At 41.8% G+C, this 17,156-nt stretch carries 18 protein-coding genes and 1 pseudogene; 4 read left to right on the forward strand and 15 right to left on the reverse strand.

The window, feature by feature from the left end:
- Positions 1 to 14: 14 nt before the first annotated feature.
- Entirely contained in the window at positions 15 to 1,238 is a 1,224-nt protein-coding gene (locus tag PAARA_RS04065) for a NupC/NupG family nucleoside CNT transporter (protein WP_062567792.1), read from the forward strand.
- Between the two features lie 157 nt (positions 1,239 to 1,395).
- Positions 1,396 to 2,127 (forward strand): substrate-binding periplasmic protein, encoded by a 732-nt coding sequence (locus PAARA_RS04070; RefSeq protein ID WP_062567793.1) that lies wholly within the window; start codon positions 1,396 to 1,398, stop codon positions 2,125 to 2,127.
- Here the strand turns inward: PAARA_RS04070 and PAARA_RS04075 are convergent.
- The 15 genes and pseudogenes from PAARA_RS04075 to PAARA_RS04140 all read right to left on the reverse strand — a co-directional run bounded on the left by PAARA_RS04075 (position 2,124) and on the right by PAARA_RS04140 (position 16,076).
- Positions 2,124 to 2,810 (reverse strand): substrate-binding periplasmic protein, encoded by a 687-nt coding sequence (locus tag PAARA_RS04075; protein ID WP_167346331.1) that lies wholly within the window; start codon positions 2,808 to 2,810, stop codon positions 2,124 to 2,126. The two genes, PAARA_RS04070 and PAARA_RS04075, sit on opposite strands and share 4 nt — an antisense overlap.
- Positions 2,811 to 2,998: 188 nt before the next feature.
- Positions 2,999 to 3,208, reverse strand: coding sequence for a cold-shock protein (locus PAARA_RS04080; RefSeq protein WP_036972536.1), 210 nt, complete (start codon positions 3,206 to 3,208; stop codon positions 2,999 to 3,001).
- A 203-nt stretch (positions 3,209 to 3,411) separates the two neighbouring features.
- Complete coding sequence (locus PAARA_RS04085; RefSeq protein ID WP_062567794.1) at positions 3,412 to 4,116, reverse strand: hypothetical protein; 705 nt, start codon at positions 4,114 to 4,116, stop codon at positions 3,412 to 3,414.
- Positions 4,104 to 4,850, reverse strand: coding sequence for a hypothetical protein (locus tag PAARA_RS04090; protein ID WP_062567795.1), 747 nt, complete (start codon positions 4,848 to 4,850; stop codon positions 4,104 to 4,106). The genes PAARA_RS04085 and PAARA_RS04090 overlap by 13 nt, the downstream gene beginning before the upstream one ends.
- The gene (locus PAARA_RS04095) at positions 4,837 to 5,157 is read right to left on the reverse strand and encodes a cupredoxin domain-containing protein (RefSeq protein ID WP_062568161.1); all 321 of its coding nucleotides are present in this window, start codon (positions 5,155 to 5,157) and stop codon (positions 4,837 to 4,839) included. The genes PAARA_RS04090 and PAARA_RS04095 overlap by 14 nt, the downstream gene beginning before the upstream one ends.
- Positions 5,158 to 5,176: 19 nt before the next feature.
- Positions 5,177 to 6,487, reverse strand: a complete 1,311-nt coding sequence (locus PAARA_RS04100; RefSeq protein WP_062567796.1) for an ATP-binding protein — start codon at positions 6,485 to 6,487, stop codon at positions 5,177 to 5,179.
- A complete protein-coding gene (locus tag PAARA_RS04105) occupies positions 6,487 to 7,146 on the reverse strand; it encodes a response regulator transcription factor (protein ID WP_062567797.1) in 660 nt (219 codons plus the stop codon). The genes PAARA_RS04100 and PAARA_RS04105 overlap by 1 nt, the downstream gene beginning before the upstream one ends.
- Positions 7,147 to 7,149: 3 nt before the next feature.
- Entirely contained in the window at positions 7,150 to 7,797 is a 648-nt protein-coding gene (locus PAARA_RS04110) for a tetratricopeptide repeat protein (RefSeq protein WP_062567798.1), read from the reverse strand.
- A 20-nt stretch (positions 7,798 to 7,817) separates the two neighbouring features.
- Entirely contained in the window at positions 7,818 to 8,594 is a 777-nt protein-coding gene (locus PAARA_RS04115; protein WP_062567799.1) for an SDR family oxidoreductase, read from the reverse strand.
- Positions 8,591 to 9,280, reverse strand: coding sequence for an iron-containing redox enzyme family protein (locus PAARA_RS20655; RefSeq protein WP_209438168.1), 690 nt, complete (start codon positions 9,278 to 9,280; stop codon positions 8,591 to 8,593). The genes PAARA_RS04115 and PAARA_RS20655 overlap by 4 nt, the downstream gene beginning before the upstream one ends.
- Positions 9,281 to 9,292: 12 nt before the next feature.
- Positions 9,293 to 10,750, reverse strand: a pseudogene (locus PAARA_RS04120) (AMP-binding protein); the annotation flags it as partial.
- Entirely contained in the window at positions 10,747 to 11,388 is a 642-nt protein-coding gene (locus PAARA_RS04125) for a thermostable hemolysin (RefSeq protein ID WP_062567800.1), read from the reverse strand. The gene PAARA_RS04125 and the pseudogene PAARA_RS04120, both read right to left, overlap by 4 nt.
- A 185-nt stretch (positions 11,389 to 11,573) precedes the next feature.
- A complete protein-coding gene (locus PAARA_RS04130) occupies positions 11,574 to 13,733 on the reverse strand; it encodes a S46 family peptidase (RefSeq protein WP_062567801.1) in 2,160 nt (719 codons plus the stop codon).
- A 114-nt stretch (positions 13,734 to 13,847) separates the two neighbouring features.
- Positions 13,848 to 14,732, reverse strand: coding sequence for a GTP cyclohydrolase FolE2 (gene folE2, locus PAARA_RS04135; RefSeq protein ID WP_062567802.1), 885 nt, complete (start codon positions 14,730 to 14,732; stop codon positions 13,848 to 13,850).
- Between the two features lie 12 nt (positions 14,733 to 14,744).
- Positions 14,745 to 16,076 (reverse strand): dihydroorotase, encoded by a 1,332-nt coding sequence (locus PAARA_RS04140; RefSeq protein WP_062567803.1) that lies wholly within the window; start codon positions 16,074 to 16,076, stop codon positions 14,745 to 14,747.
- 129 nt (positions 16,077 to 16,205) lie between these two features.
- Here PAARA_RS04140 and PAARA_RS04145 point away from each other — a divergent pair, with 129 nt between their 5' ends.
- Both PAARA_RS04145 and PAARA_RS04150 read left to right on the forward strand, forming a co-directional pair.
- A complete protein-coding gene (locus tag PAARA_RS04145; protein ID WP_062567804.1) occupies positions 16,206 to 16,478 on the forward strand; it encodes an endonuclease/exonuclease/phosphatase family protein in 273 nt (90 codons plus the stop codon).
- A 9-nt stretch (positions 16,479 to 16,487) separates the two neighbouring features.
- The gene (locus PAARA_RS04150) at positions 16,488 to 17,141 is read left to right on the forward strand and encodes an endonuclease/exonuclease/phosphatase family protein (RefSeq protein WP_062567805.1); all 654 of its coding nucleotides are present in this window, start codon (positions 16,488 to 16,490) and stop codon (positions 17,139 to 17,141) included.
- Positions 17,142 to 17,156 lie beyond the last annotated feature (15 nt).

A 17,156-nucleotide genomic window follows, 5' to 3' on the forward strand; every position in this document is an offset into this window, starting at 1 on the left:
GGGAAATAGTCAGTATGACAACATTTATGAGCTTAGTAGGCATTGTTATGCTACTAGCCATTGCTTTTGCGGCCTCAACAAACCGTAAAGCAATTAATTTAAGAACTGTGGGCATCGCCTTTTTACTTCAAGTGTTAATTGGTGGCTTTGTCTTGTTCTTCGAGGTGGGCAAAAACGTACTGGCAAGTATGTCACGAGGCGTGTCATCGGTCATTGGTTATGCTAATGACGGTATAGGCTTTTTATTTGGCTCACTGGCATCGCAAGATACCTTAGGGTTTATTTTTGCGATACAAGTATTGCCCGTTATTGTGTTCTTTTCAGCACTCGTTGCTGTGTTGTATCACATTGGGGTGATGGATTGGATAATCAAGATTCTAGGCGGTGGCTTACAAAAGCTATTGAAAACCTCGCGCCCTGAGTCGCTTTCTGCAACCGCCAATATTTTTGTTGGCCAAACAGAAGCACCATTAATTGTTAAACCATTTATTGCCAGCATGACTAAGTCTGAGCTGTTTGCGGTAATGGTCGGTGGCTTGGCTACCGTAGCAGGCTCCGTTATGGCAGGTTATGTAACGATTGGTGTAGAGCTTAAATACTTAATTGCAGCCAGCTTTATGGCGGCACCGGGTGGCTTCTTAATGGCAAAAATGATTGTGCCAGAGACCGAAACACCCAAAGAAGATTTAGCTGATTTAGACGTACAAGAAGAAAAACCGGTTAACGTAATTGATGCTGCTGCATCAGGTGCCGCAAACGGTATGCATCTGGCACTTAATGTAGGTGCGATGTTACTTGCTTTCGTAGCACTTATTGCACTTCTAAATGGGTTATTAGGCGGTCTTGGTGGTTGGTTTGATCATCCAACATTAACGCTTCAGGAAATTTTAGGTTACGTATTCGCACCGGTTGCATGGTTATTAGGTGTACCTTGGGACGAAGCAGTAATCGCAGGCAGTTTTATAGGTCAAAAGGTTGTAGTTAACGAATTCGTTGCTTACCTCGACTTTATTAATTATCGCGATACGTTAAGTGCGCACACACAAGCGATTGTCACATTCGCGTTATGTGGGTTTGCTAACTTATCATCGATAGCAATTTTACTAGGTGGATTAGGCGGTATGGCGCCTAGTCGGCGAAAGGATATCGCACGCTTAGGGCTCAGAGCAGTGTTAGCAGGATCTATGGCTAACCTCATGAGTGCAGCAATTGCAGGTTTTTTCCTCTCGCTAGCTTAGAAACTTAATGAGATGAGCCGTAGTTGCAAAACAATAGGATAGAACTTTAAGGGGTTAAAGGTCTATCTGACTTGAACGATACTTCACCAAGGGCCGCAAGGCCCTTTTATCGTTTTATGTGCTAAGATTTAAATACTAAGTCTTTTTAAGTACATAAATGAAATACTCTCTATTTTTATTCACCTTATTATGTATAAGTTGGTCTGCGCGTAGTGAACCGGCCTTAACGGTCGTGACCGAACTCTCCCCTCCCAATCAAACTTTAATAAATAACCAAGTTTCAGGCGACAGTACGCAGCTTGTGAAGGCGATATTTGCCAAAGCTGAATTAACAGCCAATATTGAGGTTTATCCATGGGCACGTGCTTATAAGATGGCGTTAAAAAAGCCACATACGTTTATTTTTAGCATGGCTAAAACACCTGAGCGAGAAAATAAATTCGAGTGGATTGGGGCAGTGGCAACCTATCAAATGGGGTTTGTAAAGCTCACCCAACGCGCTGATATTAATATAACAACAAGCGAACAGGCAAAGCAGTATAAAGTCGCTGTTCAACGAGATGACCTGTCAGCCAAACAACTTTCGGAGCGAGGCTATACAATCATATACACTTCAGATATAACCCGTTCTTACCAATTACTCATATCTGGCAAAGTCGACCTAATCGTTGATGATAAAAACTATATCGCAGCAATGGCAGAGCAATTAGCACAAGACGAACAAAATTTTACCTTTGCTCATTCTATCGACTTCTTAGCCATGAAAGGCTACCTTGCAGCCAATAAGAATACAGATCCACGTTACATTAAAGCACTGAAAGATGCTTTTGAAGATGTAGCAAAGAGCGAAACTTATCGTAAAGTGATGATGCTAACTGAATACAATTAGTGCTGACCGACTAAGTACTCGTTTGTTAGCTTGTCTAATTTACCTTGTTTCATCAGCTTTTGGTAACTGATTTGAAATTGCTCAACAATTTCTTTAGGCATATTTTTATTTAACGCTAAAAAATTACCCGTTGTATTGTTAAGTGGTAATTCTATTAGCTTTACAACTTCTTGACCTGCATAGCCGTATTGCATAAGTTGATAATGGAAGGATAATTCTGAGCCGATAATAAGGTCGAGCTTTCCCTTAAAAAATAAGTTAATGCATTCATAATAATGGCTAAATTTAAGCAGATTCTGCTCGCTTTCAAAACCAATATTTTCTACAAACTGCTCATAAATACTGTCTCTCACCACCCCAAGAGTATAATCTTTCACTTCCGATAAATCTCGGGGGTTAACTTGCGAGTTCGACTTTAAACGATAAAAATAGTTACGAGATGAAGCCATAGGCCCAATCCAATTGAAGAAGGGCTCTCTATCAGGGATACGGGCTGTAGACACAAGCCCTGCCATCGGTTCTTCTTGCGCTAAGTGATAGGCTCTTGACCAAGGCAATAGCACAAATCTACACTCGATATTGGCATCCACGCACATTGCGCTTACAAAGCGAAGATTAATGCCTTCCAAGTGCCCTTTGTTAGAGAAGTTATAAGGGGGAAACTGCTCAGTATAGATGGTCACACTATGCTTGGCGTACACTATCGGAGCAATGCCCAAACACGTTAATAGAAGATATCTAAAAATGATTAAAACACCCAAATACGACGACTGAATTAACTATAGGAATGTTAATGCTCTCAGTCAATTTTTAGACATAAAAAAAGCAAGCCGTAGCTTGCTTCTTCTTAATCATTACTTTTCAGTAAGAATTATAACGGAGTGATGTTATCCGCTTGAGGACCTTTTTGACCTTGTGAAAGAGTGAACTCTACACGTTGGCCTTCAGCTAAAGTTTTGAAACCGTCGCTTTTGATTGCGCTGAAGTGTGCGAATACGTCTGGGCCATTTTCTTGCTCGATGAAACCAAAACCTTTAGATTCGTTAAACCACTTAACTGTACCTGATACGATGTTAGACATAGTATTATTCCTGATATAAAAAAATTAAACATGCCCTAGATGGGCGGGTGTAGCAAAAAATGAGATGGTACTTAAAAACTTCAGGACGGTACTACAAGTATTACTTATACAACAACGAAATAAAGATTTATTAATTACACGCTTTCTTTCTAGCTGGGGCCCACTATATAGAGTTAAGAAGATAAGTCAAATACTATCGACAATTAAAATTCAAACTCTAGTGCTAAACGAAAACTATGATCTTTGCCTGATTGAGTTAATTCACTTATGAACCCCGCTTCCCATTTTAGTTGATGCTTAGGACTAAAGCGATGCAAACCAATAAAACCGGGGCCTATGCCGAAAAAGTCTTCCCCCGCATAAATTTCAATAGAGGGTTGAAACTCAGAGCGGTAGCGATAGCGATACTGGGCACGAAACTCGCTTTCCCATTCATTTTCAATATCAGCTCCCCACTCATAAACTAAAAAAGCATTCAACGTTAAGCTGGTGCGGCCAAACTCTTTCTCCCACAGAAAACCACTTGTCGCTTCATATGCATCTAAAGTGTGCTGTTTTTCAAGCTCAAATAATGCGCCCCAATCTGCCCATAAGCGACCTTGCTCTACTAGCTGCCAACGCAGTTCAAGCTCATAAGAAGCGAGACCAAAATCACCATTGTCATCACGCTCTCCTACTACATATCCCTCTAAACTCATAGTATCGTTAATTGCACCACCAAAACCGGCACGCTGAGCCAGCACATTACCTGAATCAGTTTGCCTTGATACAAGTCGCCATTCAACTTCTCGCTCAAAGGGAAGCACATAGGGGTGATATACTTTATCAACCACCATACCATCGGCATACGCGACTTGGCTAATGCCTGCTAATAGCAAGCAACTTAAGCTAATAATTAAGAACCGCATACTGGCTCCTCTATCTTTTTAATTTTTAAAACACGCACCAAGGCGATAAATGTAACTGCTGCAATCACATATACCCAAAGCGCAGTTTTACTGGGTGTTGCTTCGTAGCCTGCTAAAGCTTTTAATACACGGCCAAGCTCTGAGTTTTCGACTAAAAACCCACGCCAATCTAAATAATTTGCGGTCACGTCAATTAAGTCGACCTGACTTGCTAAATCAAGAAGTACCAATAACTTTGCCGTTGCATTTAAAGCTAACAACACAATCAAAGACTGCACGCCAGCACGTCTAACAATACTTTCCAGTAAAAAGAACAGTAACACCCCAAAACTAATACAAATACCAACACCTAAAAAGGTACCGAGTATTAAAGGCTCTGCGGTGTCTTTGCTATGCCAAAAACTCACTAAATAAATCATGTAATGGCTTAAATACAAGGTCATGGTAGCAATCAATGCGACCGCTGCTGCATGACTACGCTGCTGACAGCTAATTAACGCGGCAACATAAACCATGACACATAGCAGCATTTGCAGAAACTCTAAGCCACGATGGTCAAATAACTGGCTCACCCACGCAGCGCCTTGCACGAACACTAGGCTCACGAGGATACCAAAGACAGCATAAATACTGAGCTGGCGTTGATTTAAAGGCACAATCAAACTCAATAACACAGCTAAAATCACCACGGGCAGAAGTTGATTAATACTCATCAGTAAACTAGTTATCAGCATTATCTACCTCCGTAGCAACAACAGTTCCTCGGGCAGTATTAGGCGAAAACTCCCCAAAAAAATCATATCGGCCAGGGCTTAACGGGCCGATATAAATGACACTCGTGCGGCTAGGGTAAAGTACTTTTTCACGGTTTAAGTCGAAACTATCGAACTCTTCCGGAGTATCATCTTGATTTTCGATTAAGAGTCGTAGCTTTTTATTGGCAGGTACTTTAATTTCAGCGGGGTAAAATAGATGATCTTTTAAGATCAACTTGTACTCTTTGGCATAGGCGAGCCAAGACGACATACATAGTAGCAACATAGAAAGTGCCAGAATCCATTTATTCACTAACCTCTCCTTGCATAAAGGAGACGATCACTCGTAAACCACCGAGATGGCTATCAGCAAGTGTAATATCAGCGTTGTAAATCGATACTATATGTTCGACAATAGCCATACCAAGCCCAGCTCCTTGCTCACCGGATGGGTGTTTATCGCCACCCACGCGGTAAAAACGGTTAAAAATGCGCTGCTTTTGAGCTTCATCAATACCTGGACCCGAGTCATCAATTTGCCAGATAAAACGATTGTTTTCGGTTTTCAGAGTAATACCTATTTCTCCCACAGCTGGGGTATATTTTATGGCGTTACTCAGTAAATTACCAAACAAAGTGACTAAGGTGAATTCATCTCCAGCAATAACAAAGTCATCACCATCAATGCTAATGCTATGCTCTTTTTCGTCTATACGATCATAAAGTTGTGCGACAACGTGCTGGCTAATTTCTAACACCGATACAGGACTAAATTGTGCCTGCCATTGCTCTGGATAAGTACGCCCTAAAATCAACATCTGTTCAACAATATTACTTAGTTTATCAACCCCTTTTTCCATCGCATTAAGTTCTACACTATCAACCCCCTGAGCGAGTAAATTATGTACATTGATTTTTAAACTACTGAGCGGCGTGCGTAGTTCATGGGCCGCATCTGAAGCGAAAAAGCGTTCTCGTAAATAGGCACTTTCAACACGTTTAAATAAATCGTTTAAGCGGCTAATTACAGGTTTAATTTCTTGTTCTGGGGTTTGCCAAGGAATCGCCGTAAAGTCATTTGCTTGACGATGTTTTAATTGATTAGATAATCGAGTCAGTGGCGCAAGCCCTTGTTTTACAAAAACACTAATAAGCACTGCTAGAATTGGCACGCTCCATAACAGCGGCGTCATGGCCGACAAAATCACGGTTTCGGTTAGTGCCACACGCTTACTTAGAGGCTCAGCAATAAGCACCCGCTTATTGCCTTCACTTAAACGAAACACTTTGACTCGTTGCCCTGCCAGATTCTCAACACTAAACCCAGTTTGCCACTGACTTTTATTGATTGGATAATGCTGCAATGACTTTGAGCTTGAAGCCAAGCTACCATCAACCCACACCTGAAATAATAACTGCGGTAAATCACTTGTATAGGCAGGAGTTTCTTTACTTAGAGGTTGTTCAATCAAGACATGCGCCAGCGTAACTAGCTCGTTATCAAGCAGTGCTTCAGCCTGATTCATGCTTTCACGGTAACCTTTAGTAAAAGCCAAAAAGCAGGTTAAGATCACCATCGACAAGATAAGTAAGGTCAGTCTTTTACGGATTGACACTAGCGTTTACCCACCACATAACCAATACCGCGCAGGGTTTTAATAAATTCTTTCGGGAATTTTTTACGCAAGTGATGAATATGTACTTCGATGGTATTTGACCCCACCTCTTCGCCCCACTCATAGAGCTTATTCTCTAACTGCTGTTTTGATTGCACGCGGCCTTGATTTTCGAGCAACGCTTTGAGTAACATAAACTCTTTACGCGGCAAGTTCACCGGCTCTTTTTGAAAACTCACGGTAAAAGCTGCGGTGTCCATTTCAACATCACCGACTTTTAAAGTGCTAGTTTGTGCTTGGGTAAGACGCCTGCTGGCAACCCGAAGGCGTGCAAATAACTCAGCGGGATCAAACGGTTTTGCAAGATAATCATCAGCACCTAAATCGAGTCCCATCACTTTATCGTCGATACTACCCCTAGCAGTTAAAATCACCACAGGCAGGTTTTTACGGTGCTTTTTGATGTGCTTTAGAATGTCGATGCCATCACCATCTGGTAGTCCTAAGTCTAGGACTACCAGCTCAATTTCATCGTTTTGCAGCCATTGCATCGCTGACTTAACGGTCGAACTATGTTCAACACTATAACCTTGTTGACGCAAAGAACGGCATAGGCCTTCTGCCACTAAGTGATCGTCTTCAACGAGCAATAAATGCATAACTTATCTCTTTATTTTTTTCTCTACCTTAGCCAATAGTTCAGTAATTTCTTGTTGGCGGTAAAGGTCTGCTTTTGGTCTATCAGGACGCGCAGCCGCTTGCTGAGCAACCAATAAAAATTCTTTAGCTGATTTATATTTGCGCTCATCATATAGAAATGACGCATATAAATAGTTGCTATCGATACCACGCGGGTTCAGCTCAAGCGCTTGTTTAAACAGTTTCTTCGCTTCATCGTCATCACCAAAACCAATTGGCCAACCCGGCACTTTACCGTATAAGGTGGCAAGACTGGTATACGCTGAACCTTCAAGTGCTTTTGGATCTAGACTTAGTGCTTTTTCGAATTGCGCTTTCGCATCTTTTGCAAGACCAAGCGCACCTAAGCCGCCTTTCGCACCTGCATAGCTCGATAGCACAATACCATACCAAATATGGCTTGCAGCTTGCTGGTCGTTCGCTTTTGTAAACTCTGCGGTTTCGCTCGCTAATTTTTCAAATGCATCCAACTGCGCATCGTCAACTAATTCGTAATTAACCACTGCCCACTGCTTCTGCACCGAACTTAAATCGCTATTAAAGTCGGCTTTTGCAGGCGTAGCCATGATAACACCTAACATCATTAGGGCTTTAAAATTTAGTTTAGTCATAATCATTCACCTTAATCAATTTAGTTCGCAAAAAAACTTTTAATTTTAGGAAGTTGTTTTGCTATTGCGTTATCAACAAGAGATGGAAATGCGCCGTTAATACGAGCAAATAATGTTTCTGGAAAGCCGATAAAACGGCGACGCTTTTTTGAGTTAATTAAATCTAATAAAGCATCCGCCACTTTTTCTGGTGGATCCATGGTGTTACCCAACGCTTTATTCATCGCCCGTACTTGTGGCGAATTAATCGCGGTATCGGTTGCACGAGGCGCTAAATATAATACTTTCACATCGCTGTGGCTAAGCTCTCTGGCAAGGGCTTCGGTCATCCCTCTTAAGCCAAACTTGCTAGCACAGTACAAGGTTTGATACGGATAGCCGATACTACCAAACGATGAACCTATGTTCACAATCGTGCCTTTGTTGAAAGTGACTTGGGGTAAGAACAATTGACACAATTTAATTGGCACATGCAGGTTGATATTTAATAAGTGCTCAATTTGCTGCTCACTGATTTCACTAAAGCCCTGCATCACGTTAACGCCCGCGTTATTGATAAGTAGCGTTGCACCACCTAGTTGCTGAGCAAACTTGGCAAGTTCATCGCGAGATTCACTGTTACTTAGATCAGCCTGAAAGTACTCCGCTTCATTACCACACTCCAATTTAAGTGCGGCAAGTTGCTTAATATTTCGACCTACCAGCAATAAACGCCACCCCTCTTTTGCAAGGCGAAGGGCAATAGCCCGGCCAATGCCGCCTGTAGCACCGGTTAGCACACATACTGGGCTATTCATGCGCTCTGCTCCAAATCAGCCTCACTAAAGAAAGGCTCAGTATCAAGGTCACGGAAAATATTGCCGTACAGTTTGTAAAAACATTTTGCGGCGTGAATGATGGCTTGCTGGTCGTCCTCGTTATCAATTTTGTTCATGAGATTTTCGAAGAACTTCACGTGTTCAATATCAAGTGCACCGTGCGAAGTAAGGTAGGTAAATGCCTTTTTAGGTAAACCTACAACCTCACGGATTTGCCCTGCAGCATTATCGGCTAATGCAATCGAGGTACCCTCTAGAACATGAACCATGCCAAAAAATGCCAAAGGATTGCCACGATTAATTACATCATAAGCATACGACACCATTAACTCGGTCGAAAACTGTGGGCGAGAATGACGCACCAGCTCTTTATCGAACCCACATGCTGCAATATCATTTAACACCCACTCTTGATGGCCTAGCTCTTCTTCGATGTATTCTGCAACAGCTTCGCGCAGCCACTCTTGTTTATCGGTAAGCTTTGCACCTAGGGCCATTAATAGTGGGACTGTGTGCTTAACATGATGATAAGCTTGCGTTAAGAACGATGCATATTCACTCAGGCTCACTTCACCTTTAAAAACACGGCTAATAATCGGTGCAGCTAAAAGGTAGTCGCGCTCTTTTTGTGTTTCAGTTTGTAATGTATTGAAAAATTGACTCATGCTCGTTGCCTCTTGATAAAGTGCTGAAATCTCTGTAGCAAAAAATTGGTTAATAACATCGCGTTTAGGGCGATTATTGCTGGTTAATAAGCCTTGCGTGTGGCTCATAGGCTCTGCCATTCGATGCCATTTTCTGATCTGTGCGTATTCGGGTAGTTGCGCGTTTTGTGCCGTAATATGAGCAGCAAGTTCAGCGTCACTCATCGCTTGATTTGCATAGATAAGCGCGGCTAAAAATGCTTGGCCTTCGCCAATCACCACCGTTTGCTGAACCTGGCTGTGGCTAAGCAATAACGACTCTGGCCACTCAGCGCTGATATTGCGCCCAAAGCTGGTGATCAGCTGGTTTTTCAAACGCCCTTGAATAACCAAGCGGCCTGCTTGCTCAGTGACCAGATCACCGGTTGCATACCAATCGTCAGCATTTTGTGCAGCTTTACCTAAATAACCCAAAAACAATGAACCTTTGATATAAAGCTGGCCATTTTCAATTTTATATTGAATGTGCTTCAGTACTCGCCCTGCGGTGTCTATGTCATCATCATCGCGCGTGTTTAAACTCACCACTGATGAAGATTCAGATAAACCATAGCCTTGATAAACGGGTAAACCGAGCTCACGGGCTTGCTTAATAAGTGCTTGGCTTACAACCGCGCCACCAACGGCAATAAACTTTAAGCTTTTAGGTGCTTGCCAGCCTTGCTTTGCAAAAGCCACTAAACACGTTAGTAGTTCTGGCACTAAAATAAGGGTATTTGGCTCAGTACGTTCAATTGCGGCTATTAATTTATGTGGTTCAAGTAGCTGCGCACCAGAAAAACCAAGTTCAGCTAAAGGCACTAAATTAACCATGCCACCCGCTAATAGCGGCGCATACACACCAGCTAAATTCTCAAGCAAAACCGCTAGCGGCAGTAAACACAAATGGTTTGGTTTTTCTAAACCTATGCTTTGATACAGTGATGTTGCCACTTGCATTTGACTCTCAAGGGATAAACACACCCCTTTAGGTGTGCCCGTTGAGCCTGAGGTAAAGGTAATCTTTTGCGTGTTTGCAAAATATGGCACAGGCTGTGTGTTACTCAATTGGTAAACATATAAAGGGTAATGCTTACACACATCCACTAACGCCACTAATTTAGCATGCTCGCCTTCGTAAGCACGGTCGCATACAAATAGCCCTGCCCCACTGTTTTGCAAACCAAACGCTATTTGCTGCGCTGTAAAAAACGTTGGTAGTGGAATCGCCACTCTATTAAGCTCACTAAGCGCAGCTTCTAATACACACCAAGCGGGTGTGTTATCTAATTGATAAGCAACGCCTTGAGCATCAAACTCTGCCAAAGTAGGCAGCAAACGAGTCACTTGTTCAGTAAATTCTTGTTTGGTTAGTGAGCGCACACCATCACTTTGATGGCAAACCATCAAGGTATCGCTATCCTTATGCGGTAATTGTGTTAACCAGCTCATAACGCCTCCAAATAGACAGCCAATTCAAGGGATGACTGCAAACATTGCTGTTTGATATTGAATAAAACGGGGGTATTTAATACCCGTTGATGTGCTTCGTTTAGGTCAACCACACAAATGGTTGGTTGATTGTCGTAATAGCTACCCCAGCTTGCTGGATCTTGTAGTGCTTGTGCATTGGCAACACCGATTTCTTTGCAATTCACACCCAGCATTTTTAATAGTGCTCTCACTTTGCGGGTTGCACAAAATACTAAATATTTTGCCCTTGCTTGATAGAGTGCTTCGTTCATTAAAACAAAATGTGCCAAGGTGGCTTTTCGATGCGTTGAGCATAAATTACCTAGCTCAAAAATGTGCTCACGCTTGGCACTGACAAAGTGCTCAATAGACGCAGGGAGATATTGCTCAATAAATAAAGCTTGTGATGCAGAGCGAAGACCTAACGTACATACTTCATCGTCAACATTAAGCTCACACAGTAGCGGCATGAATTGCGAAATTTTCGCGTTATAGGCCGCAGCAAAACCTTGCTTGATATTACGCTCAAGACGGTCACGGAATTGACCTCCTTCACGCGTGCAAACAAAGGCTGGCTCTTGAACTTGAGTTTGATATGATTGCTTGACTGAAAGCATAATTGTTCGCTCCACTTAGGTTATGTGTAAAATTTATCGAGCGAAACTTAAATAAAACTTAAGAAAAATTAATTTTTATAAATATTTTTCAACCTTATGAAATTTAATGTTTTTATTTTTATAAAAACAAAAATGCCAGTCTGTTAGACTGGCATTTTAATACTTAAATTAATGTTAAACTTAGATTACTTAACGATAGTCATCTCTTTAAGTAGGTTTTGAGCATTATCAACTTTATCCATCACCCACAACATGTATCGTGAATCAACGTGAATTGAGCGATTTAAGTTTTCATCGTAATCCCAATCACCAATAATGCTTTCGTAAACACCATCAAATAACAAACCAACGAGCTCAGCATTACCGTTTAACGTTGGAGAGCCTGAGTTACCACCTGTGGTATCTACATTTGATAAAAAGTTAACCGGAACAGTGTTCATACCGCCAGTGTAATCGCCATAAAGCTTTTGCTTAATCAACTCATTTTGTTTCTCTGGTGAGTTGAATGGTTCAACACCCGTGTTTTTAGCAAGCAGTCCTTCTAAAGATGTAAAGGGGGTTGCCACTAAGCCATCTTGCGGGGAGTAGCCGCCTACCGTACCGTAAGTTACACGTAAGGTGCTGTTAGCGTCCGCGTAAACCGGCTTATTAAGTGCTTTGTTGTAAGCAATGATTGCTTCCATTAATGCAGGGCGAGCGGCTTGCTGTTTACCAGCCAGTTCTTTTTTCGCATCTTCAATATCTTTCGTAACGGCAAAAACAGCCTGAGCATATTGAATAAATGGATCGCTACTTTGCTTTAATTGTGCAAGGTCAAGGCCTGCCATCCATAAACGTTTGCTTTCATCTGCAAGAACCGATTTAGCATACATATCATCAAGCAAGGCTTGTTGTTCTTGCTTATCAAAGCCGTTTGTTAAACCAAGCGCCTTATCAACCTCAGCAACTCGCTCATCGTTTGGTAATGCGGCATATTGCTCAATAAAGTACAGTAAAATAGCTTTATCTACAGTTTCGTCGTAACGACGGCTCATGCTTTCTAAACGTGACTTAATGCGTGGCATATCACGCTCTTGATAACCACTTTCACGCTCAGCATCTGGCTTTTGTTTTTCATAGACTAAACGATACAGCATACGTGCCGATGACATCATTTGTGAACGGTGTACGTAGCCTAACATGCGGTCGCGCTGGTTATGCTCTTGAGACTCAGCAACTAGTGTCGTTAAATCAGCGAGTACATGTCCGTATTTAGCTTTGCGCTCGCTATCTTCATTGATCCACGCAGTGAGATCTTTTTCGAATTGTTGCTTGCGGCTATACATTGAACCCTTGTTAAAGCTCTCAATCATTGAGCCATAGTTTTTAATGTAATTGTTGTAACCAGCAATCGTGCTTTCATAAGCGATTCGTGCCTCTGAACCCTCTGGCGCATTTTCTTCAATCAACGAGACATATTTAGAGTTATATTTACGCGCTAATGGGTAAGCTGTGTTAAATACATAGTCAACTTCAGGCGAAATACGGTAACGGTTTGTGCTGCCTGGGTATCCGGTCACCATCACAAAATCGCCTTCTTGTACGCCTTTAGCACTTACTTTTAAAAACGCATCACTTTGGTATGGCACGTTATCTTCTGAATATTCAGCAGGCTTACCATCTTTACCCACATACGCGCGATAGAACGAGAAATCACCGGTATGACGCGGCCACATCCAGTTGTCGATATCACCGCCGTATTTACCGACCCCCATAGCGGGTGCATACGCTAAACGCACATCTTTAATTTCTAGCGATTTGATCAGGTAATACTCAAGACCACCGTGGAAAGTATACACATTACAGCGGTAGCTCTCGTCTTTCTCACACTCACTAACAAGTGCTTTTTCATTTGCTTGAATAGCATCAAAGCGTGCTTTACCTGTTAGCTGTTCAGTACCTTGGTTTACTTTCTCTGTAACGTCGGTCACTTGCTCGGTTACATAGACACGAGAGCCTGGGGCTGCAGGCACTTCATCATTGTGCTTTTTTGCTAAAAAGCCATTTTCTAAAATGTTGTTCTCGGTGGTCGAGTTATATTGAATCGAACCGTAGGCACAGTGGTGGTTTGTTACAACTAAACCTTTTGGTGATACAAACGAAGCCGTACAACCACCAAGGCTAATTACCGCATTCATCGGGAACTCAGTCAGTTTTGAAATTGACTCTACATCAATACTCAAGCCTTTCGCTTTTAAGACTGATTCAAGTTCTGGCAGTTGATGAGGTTGCCACATGCCTTCGTCGGCAACGGCAACATTTGCGACAGCAATACCCACTGCAGCAGCAATAAATTTAAAACGCATAGTCATCCTTTTTTATAATATTTTTGGTAGGCATATCATTCACCTTGTTTTTATTAATAGCAATGATTTGCGACTATCTTTGTCAAAATTTGTAAATACTTAAGGTTATGAGATCTAATTCTTAGACTCATGAACCACTGCATTGTGGCCATGTAAACTTTCTTGATGCTCAACCTTAAATTGGTAGTCAGCAATACTCGGCATAGTTTCGAGGCGTTGTTTTAATCGCCTTGCTGCATCTTCACAAAATAGTAAATTTTTCGCGTTTAGGGCTGCAAATGCTTGTTCATCTTCACGTTTTACGGCGGTTTGCACAGGAGTGCCAATAGCTTGCTCACAGGTACTAATAAAAGCACTCAGATCAGGCAGCTTTTCATTACTAAAAGTGACATCTATATAAGCATAAGAGCGCTGACTATGCGGCGTTGCTATTGAGCCCTGAGCACTTGCAAGCCAATTAAGTAAAGATGCTTTATCAATAGCGGCATCGCTAAATTGTTTATCGACCGCCTCACTCAAAAGCTGCCTTGATAATGCTGCAGAGCATGGGCAAGTACTACTGTAGGCAATATCGACCTTTAAGTTAATGGTGAGCGATTGCTGCTTAGTAATTGTTAAAACAACAGGGTAAGCATTGTAACCTGCATTATCGCTAAGGAGTGCTGGTTTAAGCAGTGGTAAATCAAAATGCAGCACCAGTTTTGCGCCTTTACTTAAGCCTTTTTGTGATGTTAAAACAGCATTCATAAACTCGTTAACACCCTGACTCGTTAAGTTCTGTTTTGCCAATAGCTGATTAAGTAACAAATAAAGACGCGACATATGAATGCCTTTTGCATTGCTATCAAGGCTAACGAACACATCCGCTTTGGCATTAAGATGTACATCAACATGAGGTTGTGCAAGCTTTAAAGGCAGTGCAATTTTTTCCATGCCAACCCATTTCAAAGGCGACTGAAAATCTACATTAGAGTGCGAGGTAATATCCGGTAATTGCATATCGACTTCTTTTTAACGATTGAATATTAAGGCCATAGCGGCCTGCTTATGCGGGTAAACATGTGTGCCATCAAACACACACTCTCCATTTACAAAGGTATGTGTAATTCGGTGTGAAAAAGTGGTGCCATTAAAAGGAGTCCATTGGCATAAATAATGTGTATTTGTGTGCTCGACGTGCTTTTCAGCGTTTGGGTCAACCAGGACTAAATCAGCAAAATAACCTTCACGAATGAAGCCCCGCTCTTCGATAGCAAATCGCTTTGCTACATTATGCGCCGTTTTTTCAACGACTTGCTCAAGACTTAACGCACCGCGTTTTACCTGCTCAAGTAACGATAATAACGCATGCTCGACTAATGGGAGACCTGCTGGCGCAACACTGTATTGTTGCTGCTTTTCTTGCCAAGTATGAGGTGCATGATCGGTGGCAATAATATCAATGCGCCCATCGCGCACGGCGCCAAGTAAAGCTTGGCGGTCTTGCTCTGATTTTATTGCCGGATTACATTTAATTAGATTACCATAGTTTGCGTAATCGTCTTGGTTAAACCACAAATGATGCACGCACGCTTCAGCGGTTATGTGCTTTTGTTCTATAGGCGCGTTACTAAATAGCGCCAACTCTTTTGCCGTTGTAAGGTGTAAAACATGCAGCTGTGAACCATACCGTTTTGCCAGCGATACTGCATACGATGATGATGAATAACACGCTAACTCATCACGAATTAATGGATGATGTTCTATATGTAGTTTGCCAAAACGCTTCGCTACAAGGCGCTGATTTTGTTGAATCACTTCACCTTGCTCACAATGGGTTGCAATAAGTACAGGGCTTTCGCGAAAAATGGCCTCAAGAGCATGAGGATGCTCAACCAGTAAATCACCTGTTGATGCCCCCATAAACACTTTAACGCCGCATACCTTTTTGGCATCAAGGGCTTTAATTTCATCGAGGTTATTAGGGGTTGCGCCAAAGTAAAATGCATAATTCGCAGAGCTGGTTTGCGCCGCTATTGCGTATTTATCTGCCAAGGCTTTTGCTGTGGTGGTCGAGGGTGAAACATTAGGCATTTCCATAAAGCTGGTAATGCCACCGGCCACAGCAGCGGCCGATTCACTGGCAATTGTACCTTTATGGGTTAGGCCTGGCTCTCTAAAATGAACTTGGTCATCAATCATGCCGGGTAACAGCAATAAACCGTTAGCATCAATCACCTGATCATTCACTTTAGCTGTGATATCTGTAGCGATTTGAACTATTCGTTTACCAACAATTTTTATATCTTGTGGTCCGCGTTGTCCTTCATTAACAACGCAAGCATGTTTAATTATGATAGCCATACGACTCCTTGCTTATCCAGCAACATTTGCAACTTATCGTAAAAAAAAGCACTCCATGGCAAGATTGATTGCAGATTAAGTTGTTATAATATAACATACCACATCATTATTCTTAGGTAATAGTCGTAGATGAAAATAATTAAGCATCCGCATTTGACTAGCTTGGCATTACTACTGCTATCAGTTGTAAATAGTAATTTTGCAAATGCCAAAAGCTTACGCGTGGTCACTTGGAACACCGAACACTTAGCAGCCCACAATGGTACAGGCTGTAAAGCCAGAGACACTGAAAGTTACACTCAGATGCGCCAATACGCGCAATCACTTGATGCAGATGTAATTGCACTTCAAGAAGTTGGCTCTTTGGCAGCTGTTAAACGAATATTTCCTGCCTCACAATAGCAAATAATCATGTCATCTCGAACGGATTCACCCAGTTACACTTGTAGAGAAAACAAGCAAGCATCAACACAACAAAAAGTCGCCTTCGTGGTGAGAAAGCCCATTTTAATAAAACAGGTTAACCATCTAAGTGAGTTAGCTAACGCAAAGGTGGGTGCAAGAGAAGCGATTCATTTACAAATTGAACAAGCGGGTAAACCATTAAACTTACTTAATGTTCATATGAAAAGTGGCTGCTTTGTTGAAAATTATGCAGTATCAAATAAATCAAATTGTGCAGTATATGCTAAACAAGCTGAGTATTTAAAAGGCTACCTAGCCAAGCATAACTTAGCTCGCGAAAACTGGCTTATACTGGGTGATTTTAACCATCATTTGACAGCCATAAATAACCATTTTAGAGTTGAGCTTTTAGCAGCTTCTGACCATAAAAATAAAAAAGATTATAATGATGGTTCGCCACTTATCGCAGCTAATAACCTTTTTATCGCAACAGATGGTGTAGTAGGTTGTCATCCAAAGTACCCTTTGCCCATTGATCACATTGTGATATCAGCTTCCATGAGGCGCGCTTTGGTGCCATCTTCTGTGAAATTTCACAATTACAACACAGATCATATGTTAAGCGATCACTGTGCTTTATCAGCGCAATTTAATTTTTAAAACAAAGAGAAAACA

Source organism: Pseudoalteromonas arabiensis (assembly GCF_001550155.1).
GTDB lineage: Bacteria > Pseudomonadota > Gammaproteobacteria > Enterobacterales > Alteromonadaceae > Pseudoalteromonas > Pseudoalteromonas arabiensis.

Excerpts from the sequence above, each read along its gene's own strand:
- PAARA_RS04080 (WP_036972536.1), bottom strand. The coding sequence starts at position 3,208 with ATGTCTAACATCGTATCAGGTACAGTTAAGTGGTTTAACGAATCTAAA.
- PAARA_RS04125 (WP_062567800.1), bottom strand. The coding sequence starts at position 11,388 with ATGCTTTCAGTCAAGCAATCATATCAAACTCAAGTTCAAGAGCCAGCC.
- PAARA_RS04150 (WP_062567805.1), top strand. The coding sequence starts at position 16,488 with ATGTCATCTCGAACGGATTCACCCAGTTACACTTGTAGAGAAAACAAG.
- PAARA_RS04140 (WP_062567803.1), bottom strand. The coding sequence starts at position 16,076 with ATGGCTATCATAATTAAACATGCTTGCGTTGTTAATGAAGGACAACGC.
- PAARA_RS04085 (WP_062567794.1), bottom strand. The coding sequence starts at position 4,116 with ATGCGGTTCTTAATTATTAGCTTAAGTTGCTTGCTATTAGCAGGCATT.
- PAARA_RS04115 (WP_062567799.1), bottom strand. The coding sequence starts at position 8,594 with ATGAATAGCCCAGTATGTGTGCTAACCGGTGCTACAGGCGGCATTGGC.
- PAARA_RS04110 (WP_062567798.1), bottom strand. The coding sequence starts at position 7,797 with ATGACTAAACTAAATTTTAAAGCCCTAATGATGTTAGGTGTTATCATG.
- PAARA_RS20655 (WP_209438168.1), bottom strand. The coding sequence starts at position 9,280 with ATGAGTCAATTTTTCAATACATTACAAACTGAAACACAAAAAGAGCGC.
- PAARA_RS04095 (WP_062568161.1), bottom strand. The coding sequence starts at position 5,157 with ATGTTGCTACTATGTATGTCGTCTTGGCTCGCCTATGCCAAAGAGTAC.
- PAARA_RS04070 (WP_062567793.1), top strand. The coding sequence starts at position 1,396 with ATGAAATACTCTCTATTTTTATTCACCTTATTATGTATAAGTTGGTCT.
- PAARA_RS04130 (WP_062567801.1), bottom strand. The coding sequence starts at position 13,733 with ATGCGTTTTAAATTTATTGCTGCTGCAGTGGGTATTGCTGTCGCAAAT.
- PAARA_RS04065 (WP_062567792.1), top strand. The coding sequence starts at position 15 with ATGACAACATTTATGAGCTTAGTAGGCATTGTTATGCTACTAGCCATT.
- PAARA_RS04090 (WP_062567795.1), bottom strand. The coding sequence starts at position 4,850 with ATGCTGATAACTAGTTTACTGATGAGTATTAATCAACTTCTGCCCGTG.
- PAARA_RS04105 (WP_062567797.1), bottom strand. The coding sequence starts at position 7,146 with ATGCATTTATTGCTCGTTGAAGACGATCACTTAGTGGCAGAAGGCCTA.
- PAARA_RS04145 (WP_062567804.1), top strand. The coding sequence starts at position 16,206 with ATGAAAATAATTAAGCATCCGCATTTGACTAGCTTGGCATTACTACTG.
- folE2 (WP_062567802.1), bottom strand. The coding sequence starts at position 14,732 with ATGCAATTACCGGATATTACCTCGCACTCTAATGTAGATTTTCAGTCG.